This window comes from Pseudomonas sp. LBUM1674, assembly GCF_059695635.1.
The window spans coordinates 3,549,264-3,564,247 of sequence record NZ_CP166779.1 but is presented as its reverse complement, the minus strand read 5'-3'; the positions used below and the strand labels follow the sequence as shown (position 1 = coordinate 3,564,247).

At 61.6% G+C, this 14,984-nt stretch carries 14 protein-coding genes; 6 read left to right on the top strand and 8 right to left on the bottom strand.

Translation table 11 applies throughout. From position 1 onward, the window contains the following. Nucleotide 1 precedes the first annotated feature (1 nt). Nucleotides 2-1,237, bottom strand: a complete 1,236-nt coding sequence (locus ACA067_RS16415; RefSeq protein ID WP_497457551.1) for a 3-methyl-2-oxobutanoate dehydrogenase (2-methylpropanoyl-transferring) subunit alpha — start codon at nucleotides 1,235-1,237, stop codon at nucleotides 2-4. Between the two features lie 186 nt (nucleotides 1,238-1,423). On the opposite strand from ACA067_RS16415, the gene bkdR reads away from it, so the two are divergent. Beyond that, nucleotides 1,424-1,909, top strand: coding sequence for a Bkd operon transcriptional regulator BkdR (gene bkdR, locus ACA067_RS16410; protein WP_008149727.1), 486 nt, complete (start codon nucleotides 1,424-1,426; stop codon nucleotides 1,907-1,909). 134 nt (nucleotides 1,910-2,043) lie between these two features. On the opposite strand, the gene ACA067_RS16405 is transcribed toward bkdR, so the two are convergent. Further along, entirely contained in the window at nucleotides 2,044-2,907 is an 864-nt protein-coding gene (locus tag ACA067_RS16405; protein WP_497457550.1) for an MBL fold metallo-hydrolase, read from the bottom strand. Nucleotides 2,908-3,073: 166 nt separating this feature from the next. Here ACA067_RS16405 and ACA067_RS16400 point away from each other — a divergent pair, with 166 nt between their 5' ends. The 4 genes from ACA067_RS16400 to nahK all read left to right on the top strand — a co-directional run bounded on the left by ACA067_RS16400 (nucleotide 3,074) and on the right by nahK (nucleotide 9,284). Beyond that, a complete protein-coding gene (locus ACA067_RS16400; RefSeq protein ID WP_497457549.1) occupies nucleotides 3,074-3,880 on the top strand; it encodes a sulfite exporter TauE/SafE family protein in 807 nt (268 codons plus the stop codon). Nucleotides 3,881-4,089: 209 nt separating this feature from the next. After that, nucleotides 4,090-5,274 carry a porin gene (locus tag ACA067_RS16395; protein ID WP_497457548.1) on the top strand — a complete coding sequence of 395 codons (1,185 nt, stop codon included), beginning with the start codon at nucleotides 4,090-4,092 and terminating at the stop codon, nucleotides 5,272-5,274. Between the two features lie 283 nt (nucleotides 5,275-5,557). After that, nucleotides 5,558-6,721, top strand: a complete 1,164-nt coding sequence (gene nosP / locus ACA067_RS16390) for a nitric oxide-sensing protein NosP (RefSeq protein WP_497457547.1) — start codon at nucleotides 5,558-5,560, stop codon at nucleotides 6,719-6,721. Continuing rightward, nucleotides 6,690-9,284 carry a hybrid sensor histidine kinase/response regulator NahK/ErcS' gene (gene nahK / locus ACA067_RS16385; RefSeq protein ID WP_497462788.1) on the top strand — a complete coding sequence of 865 codons (2,595 nt, stop codon included), beginning with the start codon at nucleotides 6,690-6,692 and terminating at the stop codon, nucleotides 9,282-9,284. Before nosP ends, nahK begins: the two co-directional genes overlap by 32 nt. Nucleotides 9,285-9,463: 179 nt before the next feature. On the opposite strand, the gene ACA067_RS16380 is transcribed toward nahK, so the two are convergent. From ACA067_RS16380 to ACA067_RS16355, 6 genes are all read right to left on the bottom strand, one after another. Continuing rightward, nucleotides 9,464-10,129, bottom strand: coding sequence for a response regulator transcription factor (locus ACA067_RS16380; protein WP_017339466.1), 666 nt, complete (start codon nucleotides 10,127-10,129; stop codon nucleotides 9,464-9,466). Between the two features lie 56 nt (nucleotides 10,130-10,185). Further along, the gene (locus ACA067_RS16375; RefSeq protein ID WP_497457546.1) at nucleotides 10,186-10,743 is read right to left on the bottom strand and encodes a PQQ-dependent catabolism-associated CXXCW motif protein; all 558 of its coding nucleotides are present in this window, start codon (nucleotides 10,741-10,743) and stop codon (nucleotides 10,186-10,188) included. Between the two features lie 243 nt (nucleotides 10,744-10,986). Further along, the gene (locus ACA067_RS16370) at nucleotides 10,987-11,778 is read right to left on the bottom strand and encodes an ABC transporter permease (RefSeq protein ID WP_497457545.1); all 792 of its coding nucleotides are present in this window, start codon (nucleotides 11,776-11,778) and stop codon (nucleotides 10,987-10,989) included. Beyond that, nucleotides 11,775-12,506, bottom strand: a complete 732-nt coding sequence (locus ACA067_RS16365; protein WP_497457544.1) for an ABC transporter ATP-binding protein — start codon at nucleotides 12,504-12,506, stop codon at nucleotides 11,775-11,777. Before ACA067_RS16365 ends, ACA067_RS16370 begins: the two co-directional genes overlap by 4 nt. After that, on the bottom strand, nucleotides 12,503-13,477 hold the full coding sequence (locus ACA067_RS16360; protein WP_497457543.1) for a YVTN family beta-propeller repeat protein: 975 nt from the start codon (nucleotides 13,475-13,477) through the stop codon (nucleotides 12,503-12,505). The genes ACA067_RS16365 and ACA067_RS16360 overlap by 4 nt, the downstream gene beginning before the upstream one ends. A 42-nt stretch (nucleotides 13,478-13,519) precedes the next feature. Beyond that, nucleotides 13,520-14,704 carry an ABC transporter substrate-binding protein gene (locus ACA067_RS16355; RefSeq protein WP_497457542.1) on the bottom strand — a complete coding sequence of 395 codons (1,185 nt, stop codon included), beginning with the start codon at nucleotides 14,702-14,704 and terminating at the stop codon, nucleotides 13,520-13,522. 157 nt (nucleotides 14,705-14,861) lie between these two features. Between ACA067_RS16355 and ACA067_RS16350 the strand changes: the two genes are divergently transcribed. Next, nucleotides 14,862-14,984 (top strand): hypothetical protein, encoded by a 123-nt coding sequence (locus ACA067_RS16350; protein ID WP_497433923.1) that lies wholly within the window; start codon nucleotides 14,862-14,864, stop codon nucleotides 14,982-14,984.

Below are 14,984 nucleotides of genomic sequence, written 5' to 3'. Positions count from 1 at the left end.
GTCAGATCCCCAACTCTTGACGCTGGCGCTTCAAGTGCTCCGGCATCTCTTTATAGACGTCTTCGAACATGGTCGCGGCGCTCGGAATCTGGCCGCCGGCGAGGGTGCCGTACTGCTCGGCTTCTTTTTGCGCGGCGATCACTTCGGCTTCCAGTTCGGCACTGACCGCGACGTGTTCCTCTTCGGACCACTGGCCGATTTTCACCAGGTGCTGCTTGAGGCGCGCAATCGGGTCGCCTAACGGGAAGTAACTCCAGTCGTCGGCTGGCCGGTATTTGGACGGATCATCGGACGTGGAGTGCGGGCCGGCGCGGTAGGTGACCCATTCGATCATGGTCGGACCGAGATTGCGCCGGGCGCGTTCGGCAGCCCAGGCCGAGGCGGCGTAGACCGCGACGAAATCGTTGCCGTCGACCCGCAGCGAGGCAATCCCACAGCCGACGCCACGACCGGCAAAGGTGGTTGCTTCACCACCGGCAATCGCCTGGAAGGTGGAGATCGCCCACTGGTTGTTGACCACGTTGAGGATCACCGGCGCCCGGTAGACGTGGGCGAAGGTCAGGGCGGTGTGGAAGTCCGATTCAGCGGTGGCGCCGTCGCCGATCCAGGCCGAGGCGATTTTGGTATCACCCTTGATCGCCGAGGCCATGCCCCAGCCCACGCCTTGTACGAACTGGGTGGCGAGGTTGCCGGAAATGGTGAAGAAACCGGCGTCCTTGACCGAGTACATGATTGGCAACTGACGGCCCTTGAGCGGATCGCGCTCGTTGGACAGCAGCTGGCAGATCAGGTCCACCAGCGGCACGTCCCGCGCCATCAGGATGCTTTGTTGGCGGTAGGTGGGGAAGCACATGTCGTCGATGTTCAATGCCAGGGCCTGGCCAGTGCCGATGGCTTCTTCGCCCAGGCTTTGCATGTAGAACGACATTTTTTTCTGACGCTGGGCGACCACCATGCGGTTGTCATAGATCCGCGTCTTGAGCATGGCGCGCATGCCTTTACGCAGGATCTCGACCGGCACGCCTTCAGCCCATTCGCCGAGGGCATTGCCCTGGTCGTCGAGCACACGAATCAGGCCCTTGGCCAGGTCGGCGGTTTCGGCGGGTTCAACATCGATTGGGGGTTTGCGCGCCAGGCCGGCGTCGGTCAGACGCAGGTAGGAGAAGTCGGTTTTGCAGCCTGGGCGGCCCGAAGGTTCCGGAACGTGCAGGCGCAGCGGTTCGTACGCTTGGTTCATGGCTTCTACGCTCGATCTTGTGAATTTTTTGTAGTGAGCTGACCGTCATTCTTCTGTCGGAGAATTCTTGTCCTACAACAATCATAGGCCGGACCAAGGAGAATATTTCTCTGTGTTTCATTGCACTCGAAGCCATTTGAGGATAAAAATTCTGCATAAACATAAAATCACAGGTGTTTTTTTCTCATGCGCAAACTGGACCGTACCGATATCGGCATTTTGAACAGCCTGCAGGAGAACGCGCGGATCACCAACGCCGACCTCGCACGCTCGGTCAACTTGTCGCCGACACCCTGTTTCAACCGGGTCAAGGCCATGGAGGAACTGGGGCTGATTCGCGAACAGGTCACCCTGCTGGATGCCGATCTGTTGGGGTTGCACGTGAATGTGTTCATCCATGTCAGCCTGGAGAAACAGGTGGAGGAGGCGCTGCAGCATTTCGAAGAAGCGATCTCGGATCGCCCGGAAGTGATGGAGTGCTATTTGATGGCCGGCGACCCGGACTATTTGATCCGGGTGCTGGTGCCGACCATTCAGTCGCTTGAGCGCTTCATGATGGACTTTTTGACCAAGGTGCCGGGGGTGGCGAATATCCGGTCGAGCTTTGCGCTCAAGCAGGTGCGCTACAAGACGGCGCTGCCGTTGCCGGCCAATGGTCTGACCCTGGCCTGAGGGCAAGATTGATCGTTCCCACGCTCCGCGTGGGAATGCATCCCGTGACGCTCTGCGTCACGTCCGGAAGCGGAACGCGGAGCGTCCCTGGCGGCATTCCCACGCGGAGCATGGGAACGATCGACACCTTTAGATCAGAGTTTGTTCAGGGGGATTTTCAGGTAAGTGACGCCATTTTCCTCCGCCTGCGGAAAATTCCCCGCCCGCACATTCACCTGGATCGCCGGCAGCAACAGCGTCGGCATGCCCAACCCCGCATCACGCCGGTTACGCATGGCGACGAACGCAGCTTCATCGATGCCGTCGTGGACGTGGATATTGCTCTTGCGTTGTTCGCCCACCGTCGTCATGCACCGGGATTCGCGACCCTCGGTGGGGTAATCGTGGCAGACGTAAAGGCTCACGCTGGCGGGGAAGGCCAGCAATTTCTGGATCGAAGCGAACATCTGGCTCGCATTGCCCCCGGGAAAGTCGCAACGGGCGGTGCCCACGTCCGGCATGAACAGCGTGTCGCCCACCAGAATCAGCTGGCCGTCTATCAGGTAGGCCATGTCCGCCGGCGTGTGGCCGGGCACATGCAAGGCCGTGGCCTTGAGGTTGCCGATCATGAATGACTCGTCCGGTGCGAACAGGTGATCGAACTGCGAACCGTCGACGGCAAATTCCGCTTCCAGATTGAACAAGGACTTGAACACGTCCTGCACCTTGCCGATGGACTCACCGATCGCGATCCTGCCGCCCAGTTGCCGGCGCAGATAGGGCGCGGCGGACAGGTGATCGGCGTGGGCGTGGGTTTCCAGCAGCCATTGCACCTGTAAGCGATGCTGGCGGACGAAAGCGATGAGCCTGTCGGCCTGAGTGGTCGCCGTTCGCCCGGCGGCAGGATCGTAGTCGAGCACCGGATCGACGATCGCGCATTGACCACCATCGGCCTCGTAGATGACGTAGCTGTAGGTGGACGAAGCGGGGTCGAGGAAGGCTTCAATCAAGGCGGACATGGTGGCTTATTTTTGGGGGGACAGACCATGAGGGTAGTTTCATTTTCCCTGGGTTGGCCACCCCCGTATTAATTCTGTTAATGAAAAAAGCTGTACGGGCTCTATCCTGTCACTCAATCGATACCGGGCGTTCCCGGCTTTTTTGTTCGCGGATCATGAGTGCTTTATGTTGCTGGCAGGTTTTTTTGGCGTGGTGATGGGCCTGGTCCTTGGATTGACCGGCGCCGGTGGCGGGATTCTTGCGGTGCCGGCGCTGGTACTGGGGTTGGGTCTGACCATGACCCAGGCGGCACCGGTCGCGCTGTTTGCGGTGGGCAGTGCGGCGGCGGTCGGGGCCATCGATGGTTTGCGGCATGGACTGGTGCGCTATCGCGCGGCGCTGTTGATCGCTTTGCTGGGGGCGATCTTTTCGCCGGTGGGCATTTTCTTCGCCCATCAGTTGCCGGAAAAGATCCTGATGATCCTGTTCAGCCTGCTGATGGTCATGGTCGCCTGGCGGATGTTGCGCCGTGAGCGTCAGGACCAAGGGCCGAGCGACCATGGCCACGCCAACTGGGGCCAGAAGAACTGCATGCTCGATCAGCAGACCGGGCGTTTTTCCTGGACCGCCAAATGCACCGCAACCCTGGCGGCCCTGGGGGCGGTGACCGGGGTTGTCTCCGGACTGCTCGGGGTGGGCGGCGGTTTCCTGATCGTCCCGGCCTTCAAGCAACTGACCGACGTGCAGATGCGCGGGATCGTCGCCACCTCCCTGATGGTGATCAGCCTGATCTCGGCGATCGGGGTGATCGGCGCGTTTCACGCCGGGGTGCGCATCGACGGTTTGGGGGCGGTGTTCATTGTCGCGAGCATCGTCGGCATGGTCATTGGCCGCAAGCTGTGCGCGCGCGTCCCGGCTCGGGTCTTGCAGATCGGCTTCGCCAGCATCTGCGTGGTGGTCGCCGCCTACATGCTGTTCAGAGCGGGCGCCTAGCGGGTACCGGTTCCTGTGGATGCCAGTCGGTTCCACAGGCATACACCCTAAGTGGCGAGCCTTGCCAAAGGCCGGTCTTACATCGAATTTGCCGCGCTCCATACGCCACTCCAAAGCAACTGAAAACCAGCTCCAAGGCAGCGTATGACGCCGCCGGTCCGCTTTCGATAATCGCCTCCGACATCAAGTCCCCCGTTGCGGAGCGCGTCATGCACAACAATAACAACTTCAAGCATCGTTACTTGCCTGCCTTTTTCGCCAGTCTGTCGACCCTCGGCTTGAGTGCCATGGCCGAGGCCGAGATCATGCTGTACGACAAGGACCAGACCACGTTTTCCACCGACGGCTACATCAACGCCTTCTACGTCAACAGCGATGTCGACCGTGCCGGCGAGCAGTACGACCGTCGGCAGTCGCGGGTCAAGATGGGCTTTCTGCCCAACTACCTGGGTTTCAACATGGGCAAGCAGGTCGATGACCTCAAGCTCGGCGCCCGTGCCTCGTTCTGGGTGACCATCAACGACAGCGAAACCAACGGCACCGACACCGCCATCGACGTGCGGCAGTTCTACGGCACGGTGGCCAACCCGCAATGGGGCGAAGTGCTGATCGGCAAGGATTTCGGCCTGTTTGCCCGTTCCAACATTTTGCTCGATGAATTGCTCGCCGGTTATGGCCAGGTCAGCGATACCCTGGGATTGGTGGACGGTGGCGGGGTGTCGTTCGGCAACATTGGCACGGGTTATCCGTATCCGTTCCCCACTTCGCAGATCACCTACCGCACGCCGGTGATGGAGGGGTTGCGGGTGGCGGTAGGGATCATGGACCCGGTCGACACCAACGACAGCAGTCCGTTGGGCAAGGCTTACCAGGAGAATCCACGCACCGAGAGCGAGGTCACCTATCAGTTCGACCTCGCCGGGGCGAAGATTTACAGCTGGGTCAACGGCAGCTACCAGACCTCGGACAACACCGATTCCAGCGTCGAATCGGTCACCTCCAAAGGCGTCGGCTACGGCGTACAGGCGAAAATGGGCGGCTTGTCGCTGACCGGTTCGGGGTTTCAGGCCAAGGGCATCAACCCGTTTTTCACCAACAACGCCGGGGAGCCTACGCTGCGCAATGTCGATAGCGATGGTTACCTGCTGCAGGGCTCCTACAAACTGGGCAAGAATCGCCTGGCCTTGTCCTACGGCAAGACCGAGGATGACGGCAACGGTGTGGTCGGCAGTGGCGCCGATTACGAGACCCGAGGCGTTGCCCTGTTCCATGACGTCAACGACAACCTGAAGCTGGTGGCGGAGTACAACCAGTTTGAAATCAATGGCCATGACACCAGTGCGCAGAATGAAGACACCGATACCTTTGCGGTAGGGGCGGTGTTGACCTGGTAACCCCAGCTAAACCCTGTGGGAGCGAGCTTGCTCGCGATAGCGGTTTAACATTCAACATCCATGTTGACTGACACTACGCCATCGCGAGCAAGCTCGCTCCCACAGGGATGTGCGGTGTTTTGTAGGTCTGACACTGCTCTCACACAGGGATGTGTGGTGTTTTGTGGATTTGACACTTCTCTCATCCCATCGAACCGCCAGACCGCTACCCAAGTAGCATAGGTCGCCCGCCACAGCCTTCGTACACTCACCCCTCATACACACGCACCTGCGGGAGGCGACGATGCAGCAGGTCCAGAGTGAAGGTGTGGTCAGTGCGATGTCCCAGGCCACCGATGCCCCGCAGGTGGCCCAGGAGCTGGCGCGGCAGTTGTTGCATCCACACCTGGGCTTCGTGCTGTTTTTCTGCTCCGCCGAGTACGACTTGCAGGCGCTGGGCCAGGCCTTGCAGCAAAGCTTCGGCGGCATTCGCCTGGTGGGCTGCACCAGCGCCGGGGAAATCACCCCCTTGGGCTACGGACGCAACTGCGTGACCGCGGTAGGCTTTGATCATCGGCATTTTTCCATCGACGCCGAACTGATCTGCGAGATGGAGCGCTTCAGCCTGATCGACGCCCAGCAAATGGTCGAGCGCCTGGTCAGTGGCTGTCGCAGCAACACCCTGGCGCCGATCAAGGGCAACAGCTTTGCCCTGACCTTGCTCGATGGCCTGTCCAGCCGCGAAGAAATGGTCCTCGCCGCCTTGAGCGCGGCCTTGGGCGACATCCCGCATTTCGGCGGTTCGGCCGGTGATGACAACTACCTGACCCACACCCACGTCTATTTCAATGGCGAGTTTCACAGCGGCGCGGCGGTGGTGGTGCTGGTCAACACCTGGCTCGATTTCGAGGTCTTCACCACTCACCACATCCTGCCCCGGGCGGAAAAACTGGTGGTCACCGGGGCCGACAGCGGCTCGCGCCGGGTGTTCGAACTCAATGCCGAACCCGCCGCCGAGGAGTACGCCCGGCACATCGGCGTCCCGGTGGCCGAACTCGATCACCGGGTCTTCGCCGCGCACCCGTTGGCGGTGCGGATCAACGATCAGTATTACGTGCGGGCGATCCAGCAGGTGCATCCGGACCTGAGCCTGAGTTTCTACTGCGCGGTGGAAAACGGCATCGTCCTCACGGTCATGACCCCGGGCCCGATGCTGCCCAATCTGCAACACCTGTTCGAGGGCTTGCAGGAACGCCTGGGCGAGCTGTTGCTGACCATCGGTTGCGACTGTTTTCTCAGGCGCCTGGAGCTGGAAGACGGCGGACACCTGGAGCAGATCGGCAGCTTTTTGCGCGACCAGCGGGTGATGGGTTTCAACACCTACGGAGAACAGTTCAATGGCATGCATATCAACCAGACCTTCACCGGGGTTGCCATTGCCCGAGGCCGGTCCCCTGGACAGCGCTGACCTGCAGGCCGAACTCGCCAGCCTGCGCCACGACAATCACAAGTTGCAGCGCATCAATGGCGCGCTGATCGAACGGATCGAGTCCGGCATCACCCGCGGCAACGACCCGTACGCGGCGTTCCAGCATTCGGTGGTGCTGGCCGAACAGGTGCGTGAACGCACCGATGCCTTGAACCAGGCCATGGCCGAACTCAAGTCCGGTAATCACCTGCTCAGCGAAGCGCGCCTGCGGGCGGAGACCGCGCATCAGCATTTGATCGATGCCATCGAGAGCATCTCCGATGCCTTCGTGCTGTTCGATGCCGAGCAGCGGATCGTACTGTTCAACAGCCGCTTCAAGGCGTTCTGGGGCAACAGCCGGGTGCGGATCAACGCCGGCATGCGCCTGGCCGAGGTCAAGCGGCTGATGAGTGCCACCGGGCTGTTCACCGAAGAGCCCCGGGGGCATGCCGACGAGAACCTGCTCTATCGCCTGCAGGACGGCCGTTGGCTGCAAGTCAGCGAACGGCCGACCCAGGAAGGCGGGCGGGTGATCCTGTTCACCGACATTACCGACGTCAAGCTCAGCGAGACCGTGCGCCGCGAACAGGCCGTGGCGCAGAAATCCCATTTGCTGCAACGGGCGGTCGACAACCTGTCCCAGGGCGTGGCCATGGTCAACGCCGAGGGCATCCTCGAACTGTGGAACCGGCGTTTCCTGGAGCTGAGCGGCCTGGCCCCGGTGGCGGCCCATCGGCCGTTCGCCGAGGTGATCGCCGACAGCGAGCTGAACCTGCTGACCCCGGCCACTCGCGATGGCAACGGGCGCCCGGTGCAGGAATGCGAGCAGCGCCTCTATGACGGCCGGGTCCTGGAAATCCGCACCCATCCGTTGCCCACCGGTGGCTTCGTCAACACCTTTACCGACATCACCGAGCGCTACCAGCATGCCGAGGCCCTCAGTGAAAGCGAACGCTGGATTCGCCTGATCACCGACCATGTGCCGGCGCTGATCGCCTACCTCAACGCCGATCTGGTGTATGAGTTCACCAACAAGGTCTATGAAGAGTGGTACTGCTGGCCCCGGGGCGTGATGCTCGGCCAGAGCCTGCGCGAAGTGCACAGCGAGCAGCATTACCAGCGCCTGGAGGCCTATGTGGCCCGGGCGCTGGCCGGTGAGAGCGTGACCTTCGAATTTGCCGAAATCAACATCAATAATCAGGAGCGTTACATGCTGCGCTCCTACGTGCCCAATCGCCTGGCCAGCGGCGAAGTGGTGGGGATCTTCGTGCTGATCCGCGACATCACCGAACGCCGGCGCACCGCCGAGGCCTTGCACCAGGCTTATCAGAATCTGGAATTGCGGGTGCGCGAACGCACGGCGGAACTGACCACCCTCAATGATCAGTTGCTGCGGGAAATCGACGAGCGTCGGCGGGTGGAATCACGCCTGCGCGAGGCCAAGCTCGACGCCGAACAGGCCAACCTGTCGAAGACCAAGTTTCTGGCCGCCGTCAGCCACGACCTGTTGCAACCGTTGAATGCCGCACGGCTGTTTACCAGTGCGCTGCTGGAACGCCGCGAACCGGTGGCCAACGCGGTGCTGGTGCGCAATGTCAGCAATTCCCTGGAGGATGTCGAAAATCTGCTGGGCACCTTGGTCGACATTTCCAAACTCGATGCCGGGGTGATCAAGGCCGACATTGCGCCGTTTGCCCTGAGCGAGCTGCTGGAAAACCTCGCGGCCGAGTACACCCAGGTCGCCCGCAGTGAAGGCCTGGAGCTGCATTTCATTGGGTGTTCGGCGCTGGTGCGCAGCGACATCCAACTGCTGGCGCGGATCCTGCGCAATCTGCTGAGCAATGCCATTCGCTACACCTACAGCGGCCGGGTAGTACTCGGTTGCCGGCGTCATCATCAACGGCTGTCGATCCAGGTCTGGGACAGCGGCATGGGCATTGCTGAACATCGACTGGAGGAGATTTTTCAGGAGTTCAAGCGCGGTGATGTGCAGCGTCCGGACCAGGATCGCGGCTTGGGCCTGGGCCTGGCAATCGTCGAGAAGATTGCCGGGATTCTCGGGCATCGGATTCACGTGCGTTCGTGGCCGGGCAAGGGCTCGATGTTCTCCGTGGAAGTGCCGTTGAGCGCCACGGCACCCAAGGCGCTGCCGAGCCTACTGATGAGCGAGCCGATGCTGGAGCGTTTGCGCGGGGCGCGGGTGTGGGTGCTGGATAACGACGCCGCCATTTGCGCTGGCATGCGCACCTTGCTTGAAGGGTGGGGGTGTCTGGTGGTGACGGCGCTGTCGGAGCAGGATCTGGCACGGCAGGTGGACAACTACCATGCCGAGGCGGATTTGCTGATTGCCGATTATCACCTGGATGATGACCGGAACGGCGTCGATGCCGTGGCCCGGATCAATGCCCGGCGTGCTTCAGCGATTCCGGCGATGATGATCACTGCCAACTACAGCAACGAGCTCAAGCTGCAGATCCGCGAATTGGGGCATACCCTGATGCATAAGCCGGTGCGGCCGATGAAGCTCAAGACGGCGATGAGTCATTTGCTCGGCAGGCCTTGAGTCTTCTGGGGTCTATGCGGGCCCTATCGTCGGAACGCCGCCCGGACCAAGCTCGCTCCCACTCTTGATCTCGGATGCTCACAAAAACTGTGTTCACTGGAGATCAAATGTGGGAGCGAGCTTGGTCCGGGCGGCGTTCCGACGATAGGGCCGACCCGGTCTTCCGGTTGATCCGGTATTCAACGCCGCAAATAAGACCCGAAATCAATATCACCGGCACTCAAGATCGCCTGCACCCGGTTATGCACATTGAGTTTGCGCAGGATTGCCGAGACATGCGCCTTGACCGTGGTTTCGGCGATTTCCAGGGTGTAGGCGATCTGCTTGTTCGACTCACCCTTGGTCATGCGTTCCAACACCAGCAACTGCTTGCGGGTCAGGGCCTGCAGCAATTCCGGCGGGAAGCTCGGGTTGTCGTTCATCCGGCGGTGGGTGCCGCTTTTTTGCGTGCGGATGATGTCCGGTGGCAAGTACACATTGCCATTGAGGATCTGCTGGATGGCTTCGGTCATCTGCACCCGTGGCGAGGATTTGGTGATGAAACCCACCGCGCCATAGGTGATGGCCTGCAGCACGATCTGTTTGTCCTGCTCGGCCGAGACGATCACCACCGGAATGGTCGGCGCCTCGTTGCGCAGGTTGATCAGGCCGTTGAGCCCGTGCATGCCGGGCATGTTCAGGTCGAGCAGGATCAGGTCCAGGTCGTCGTGCTCCTGGGTCAGCGCCAGGGCGCTGTCGAGGTCGGCGGTTTCCATCACCTCGCTGCCCGGGAAACCATCGCTGATGACGTTATGAATGGCTTCGCGAAACAGTGGGTGATCGTCGGCAATCAGAATTTTGTACATGGCCTTTCACCTCGTTTTTTTGATTATGGTGTGGCAACTACACGCAAGCGTAAAGATCAGGGAAAGGGTTCGGGCCGGGCCGGCGTCACTGGCAGGTTCGCCGCTTGCCAGGCGTCCAGGCCGTCGCGATACCAGTACAGCGTCTTATAGCCGATGGCGGCGGCGCGTCTTGCCGCGTTCCAGCTCAACCAGCAATCGGAGCGGCAGTAGAAGACCAGCGGTTGCGCGCGATCGCCTGCGGTCAATACGTTCAGCTTACGCGCAAAATAGTCCCGCCACTCGGGCGTCAGGTCACCGTCACCGGTATTGGCCAGCCAATGGCTGCCGGGCAGGTTTTCGTGAGGCTGATCTTCGATGAAGCGGCCTTGCAGCCATTGGCGGCGGTAGACGTCGATCAGCAGCGGGCGCGGCGTTTGGGTGAGTAGCGATTGCAGGGCTGGCGTATCGACGATGGTCGCGCCCTGCAGTTGATCCGGGGTCGGGCTGCGGTACAGGCCGATGCGATAGCCGTCGGAGGAGAACAGCGGGGTATCGGCCTGTGCGACGCCCAACAACAGGCTTAGTGACAACGCAGCGAGCGAAGGGCGCAACAGGCAGGGTCGGGCACGCGGCATGGGGTTCAATCCTTATAGTTATGAACCCATTACATGCCAGTCGCGGTGCGATTGGAATGCGACGATAGACAGGTAAACCGGTACTAAAGTAGTAATTTTGCCTGGCTAATGCATTGATTTTGCAGCGGATGAAGATCAACTGTGGGAGCGGGCCTGCTCGCGAAGAGGCCATCACATCCAGTATTGATGCCGACTGACACTCCGCCTTCGCGAGCAGGCTCGCTCCCACAGTGGATGCTGTTGTCAGCTGGCTTTGCGCAAGGCGGCGTGTTGCGGGTTGAAGGTGAGGACGGCCAGTAGGGAGAACACCAGCGTCAGCCCCACGCATACCGCCAGTGCGACCGGATTGAAACGCTCATACAACGCAAACCGCACCAACTCCACCGCATAGGTAAACGGATTCAACGCGCACAACCCATACAACCACTCACTCGACTCGCGCATCTTCCACAGCGGATACAACGCCGACGACAGGAAAAACAGCGGGAAAATCACGAAGTTCATCACCCCGGCAAAGTTTTCCAACTGGCGGATCGCATTGGACAGCAGCAAACCCAGCGCGCTGAGCATCAACGCCACCAGCAACAAGGCCGGCAAGGCGATCAACAGACCCATCGCCGGCGGTTGCACGCCGTACACCCAGGCAATCGCCAGAAAGGCATACACCTGCAGCAGGGAAATCAATGAAGTGGCCAACAGCTTGCTGCACAGCAGAAAGACCCGGGGCAGGGGGCTGGTCAGCAGCACCCGCATGCTGCCCATTTCCCGGTCGTAGACCATCGACAGTGAGCCCTGCATGCCGTTGAACAGCAGGATCATGCAAGCCAGGCCGGGGATGATGTAGACCTCGTACGGGATATAAGTGTCATAGGGCTCGATAATCGCGATGCCGAGTGCCGCGCGAAAGCCCGCGGCGAACACCAGCAGCCACAGCAACGGCCGCACCAGCGCACTGAGAAACCGTGTGCGCTGCATCACGAAACGCAGCCACTCGCGCAACACGATGCCGCTGAAACACTGCCAGTAAGCGTTCATGGGGCGACTCCAGAGGTCGTCAGGCGAGCGAATGCCGAGCCAAGGTTGCCGCCATGTTCCAGGCTCAAGGCATCGGCCTGTCCGCTGGCCACCAGCCGGCCCTGATGCAGGATCAGCAAATCGTCGCTGGGCTGCACTTCATCCAGCAGATGGGTGGTCCAGAGCACGCTGAGCGCCTGCTCGCGGCACAGGCTGCGGATGTGCTGGTTGAGCGCCAGGCGGCTGGCCGGGTCGAGGCCGACGCTGGCCTCATCGAGCAGCAACAGACGCGGTTCATGCAGCAAGGCTCGGGCGATTTCCACTCGCCGGCGATGCCCGCCATTGAGTTCGCGCACCCGCTCGCGACGGCGTTCGGTCAGGGCCTGGCGGGCGAGTTCGGCCTCGACCCGGATGCCGCTCTGGCGCCGCGACAGCCCATGCAGCGCGGCGTGATAACGCAGGTTCTGCTCGACGCTGAGGTCCAGGTCCAGGGTGCTTTGCTGAAACACCACGCCTAACTGCTTGAGTGCCGGGCGTGGCGCATTGCGCAAGGAACAACCGCCGACGCGGATGTCACCGCGCTGCAAGTCGTAGAGTCGGGTCAGCAGGGCGATCAGCGTCGATTTCCCTGCGCCGTTCGGCCCCAGCAACGCTGCAAAGCGCCCCGGTGCCAGGCTGAAACTCACCTGGCACAGCGCCTCCCGCGGCCCATAGGCGAAACTCAGGTCGCTGACTTCCAGCGCGTTCATGGGGTCACCACCACGCCCCAGGGATAGCGCCCGACCTTGACCGATTTGCTGACCTTGAGGCTGTCCACATCTATCACCGACACATCGCCGCTGACGCCGTTGGTGGCCAGCAGTTGCTTTTGATCCGGGGTAAACGCCAGCTGCCAGACCCGCCGCCCGACCAACAGGTAATCAACAATCTCAAAGGTTTTGGCATCGATCACCGCCACATGATTGGCCGGGCCGAGGGCGACAAAACCGTACTTGCCGTCAGCGCTGAGCTTGATCCCCACCGGCTGGACTTTATCCGGGTGCACGCCCTTGATCTTGAAGGTCAGGGTCTTGAGCACCTGGCGGCTGGCGACGTCGAGAATGGTCACCGTGCCGCCGATCTCCGCCGAAGCCCAGAGTTTGCTGCCGTCCGGGGTGAACTCGACGAAGCGCGGCCGCTGGTCCACCAGAGTGCTGTCGGCCAGGGTCTGGGTACTGGTGTCGATCCAGTGCAGCATGTTGGTGGTTTCGCTGGTGTTCACCGCCCATTTGCCATCGGGACTGACGGCCATGCCTTCGGGTTCGACGCCGACGCTGATCTGGCTCAGCACCTTGGAAGTTTCGGTGTCGATCACCGTCACCAGCGCATCGTCTTCGTTGGAGACATACAGCCAGCGATTGTTCGGGTGCAGGGCGAACTGCTCGGGGTCCTTGCCCGAGGGCAGTTCCTTGATGATCTTGCGCGTGGCGACGTCCATCACCTGGACCCGGTCCGAGTCACTGGCGCAGATGTACAGCAGCTTGTTGTCGTGGGACAGCAGCAACCCGCGGGGACGCTGGCCGACAGCCAGGGTGTCGGTGACTTGCAGGGTCTGCAGGTCGATTAGGCTCAGGCTGTTGTCCTTTTCGTTGGAGACCCAGGCGGTGCTGGCAGCGGCGTGCCCGGCGGCGAGCAGCAGGGCCCAGGAAAGCAGGGAGCGGCAGAGCAGGGTGCGGCGCATGGCGAATTCCTTGTTGTTGTAGTTGTCGTGGAGGAGCAGGGATCAGGGAAAGCGGCAGCTGACCTCGGGCTTGTCGTAGCCGAGGCTGTCCATTTCGTTGAAGGGATGCAGGAAACCGTCCTGGGGCGAAGTACTGACCAGTGCCCGGGGTTGCACGATGGGGATGGGCTGGCGCAATTGGCCATTCCACGGCCGATAACTGAGCTTGCGGCCCTTGAAGCCGTCCAGTGGCAACTGATCGCCGATTTCCAGCTGACGGATCGCCATCGGATCGGCCTTGCGCACTTTGCTCACCGCGCTGGCGATGCTGCGCACGGCGATCCAGGCAGCGAAATCGCGGTCGTTCATCCAGCGGCTGGCCAGGGCTTCGAAGCGTTTCTGCAACTGCGCGGCACCATAGGTTTCCACGGTCTTGTGCCAGCCCACCGGGGTCAATCCTTGAGTCCCGGCGACCGGGCGCGGGTACCAGGTCTGGTACGGCACGTATTCACCGAAATCGCCGCGTTCATCAGCCACCAGTACCACGTCGTACTCGGCGGTCTGGGTGAACAGCGGCATGTCGGCCTGGGCGCTGCGGCGTTGATCGTTATCGAAGCTCCAGGCTTTTTCCGCCACCAGTTGCAGGCCGAAGCGCTTGGCTGCGCGGCGCAGGGCCGCGGCATAGGCTTGATCGTCGGCGGTCGGGCCGACGATCAGCAGCGCCCGCTGCCACTTGCGCACCACCAGAAATTGCGCCAACGCGTCGGCGAGCATCGCCCGGCTAGGCAGGCTGTGTAGCACGTTCGGCAGGCAGTCGGTGGTCCGCAAACTGTCCTCAGGACTGCCGGCGTTGAACAGCAGGCTGTCGGGCAGGGCAGCACTGAGTTGGCGCAGGCTGGCGGCCGGCGCGTTTACCACGAACAAGCGCAGGCCTTGCTCGTGTTGGGCTTTCGCCGCTTCGAGCAACGCCTCGGGGTTGTCGACGTTGACGCTGACCAGGTTGTAGCTGTGCTGGAGAAAACGTCCGGTGCTGTTGCTGTCGGTGATCGCCAGTTCCGCGCCCCGCAGCCCGGCGTCGACCGGCTCGGGAATGATGTTCGACAGCAATGGACCGGGATCGGGGCGATAGCCCAGGTAGCCGATCTGCACCTGCAACGGCGCGTCCGCGGCCTGGCTGTGCGTGGCCAGCCCGGCGGCGCAGGCAATCGCCAGCAGGTAGATCAGGGCGTAAGGGGCAAGCTGGCGCATGGGTCACTCCTTTACAGGTAGCGCCAGCATAGGAACCCTTGGCCGGGGATGAAATATGCAGAAAGTACCAGTGAGGCAGTACCAAGGTAGTAGCTCGCCCGGGGCGGCGCGGTTTTAGCATGGGCCATAACGGCCATCACTCCGGAGGCGATCGATCATGCGAATTCTCAAAGCGCTGCTCCTGCCGTTGTTGCTGATTTTGAGCATGATCGGCGTCGACAAACTCCACGGGCCGCGCCCCGCGCTGTTGCTGGTCGTGCCCGCGATGCCGGGGCGCTAG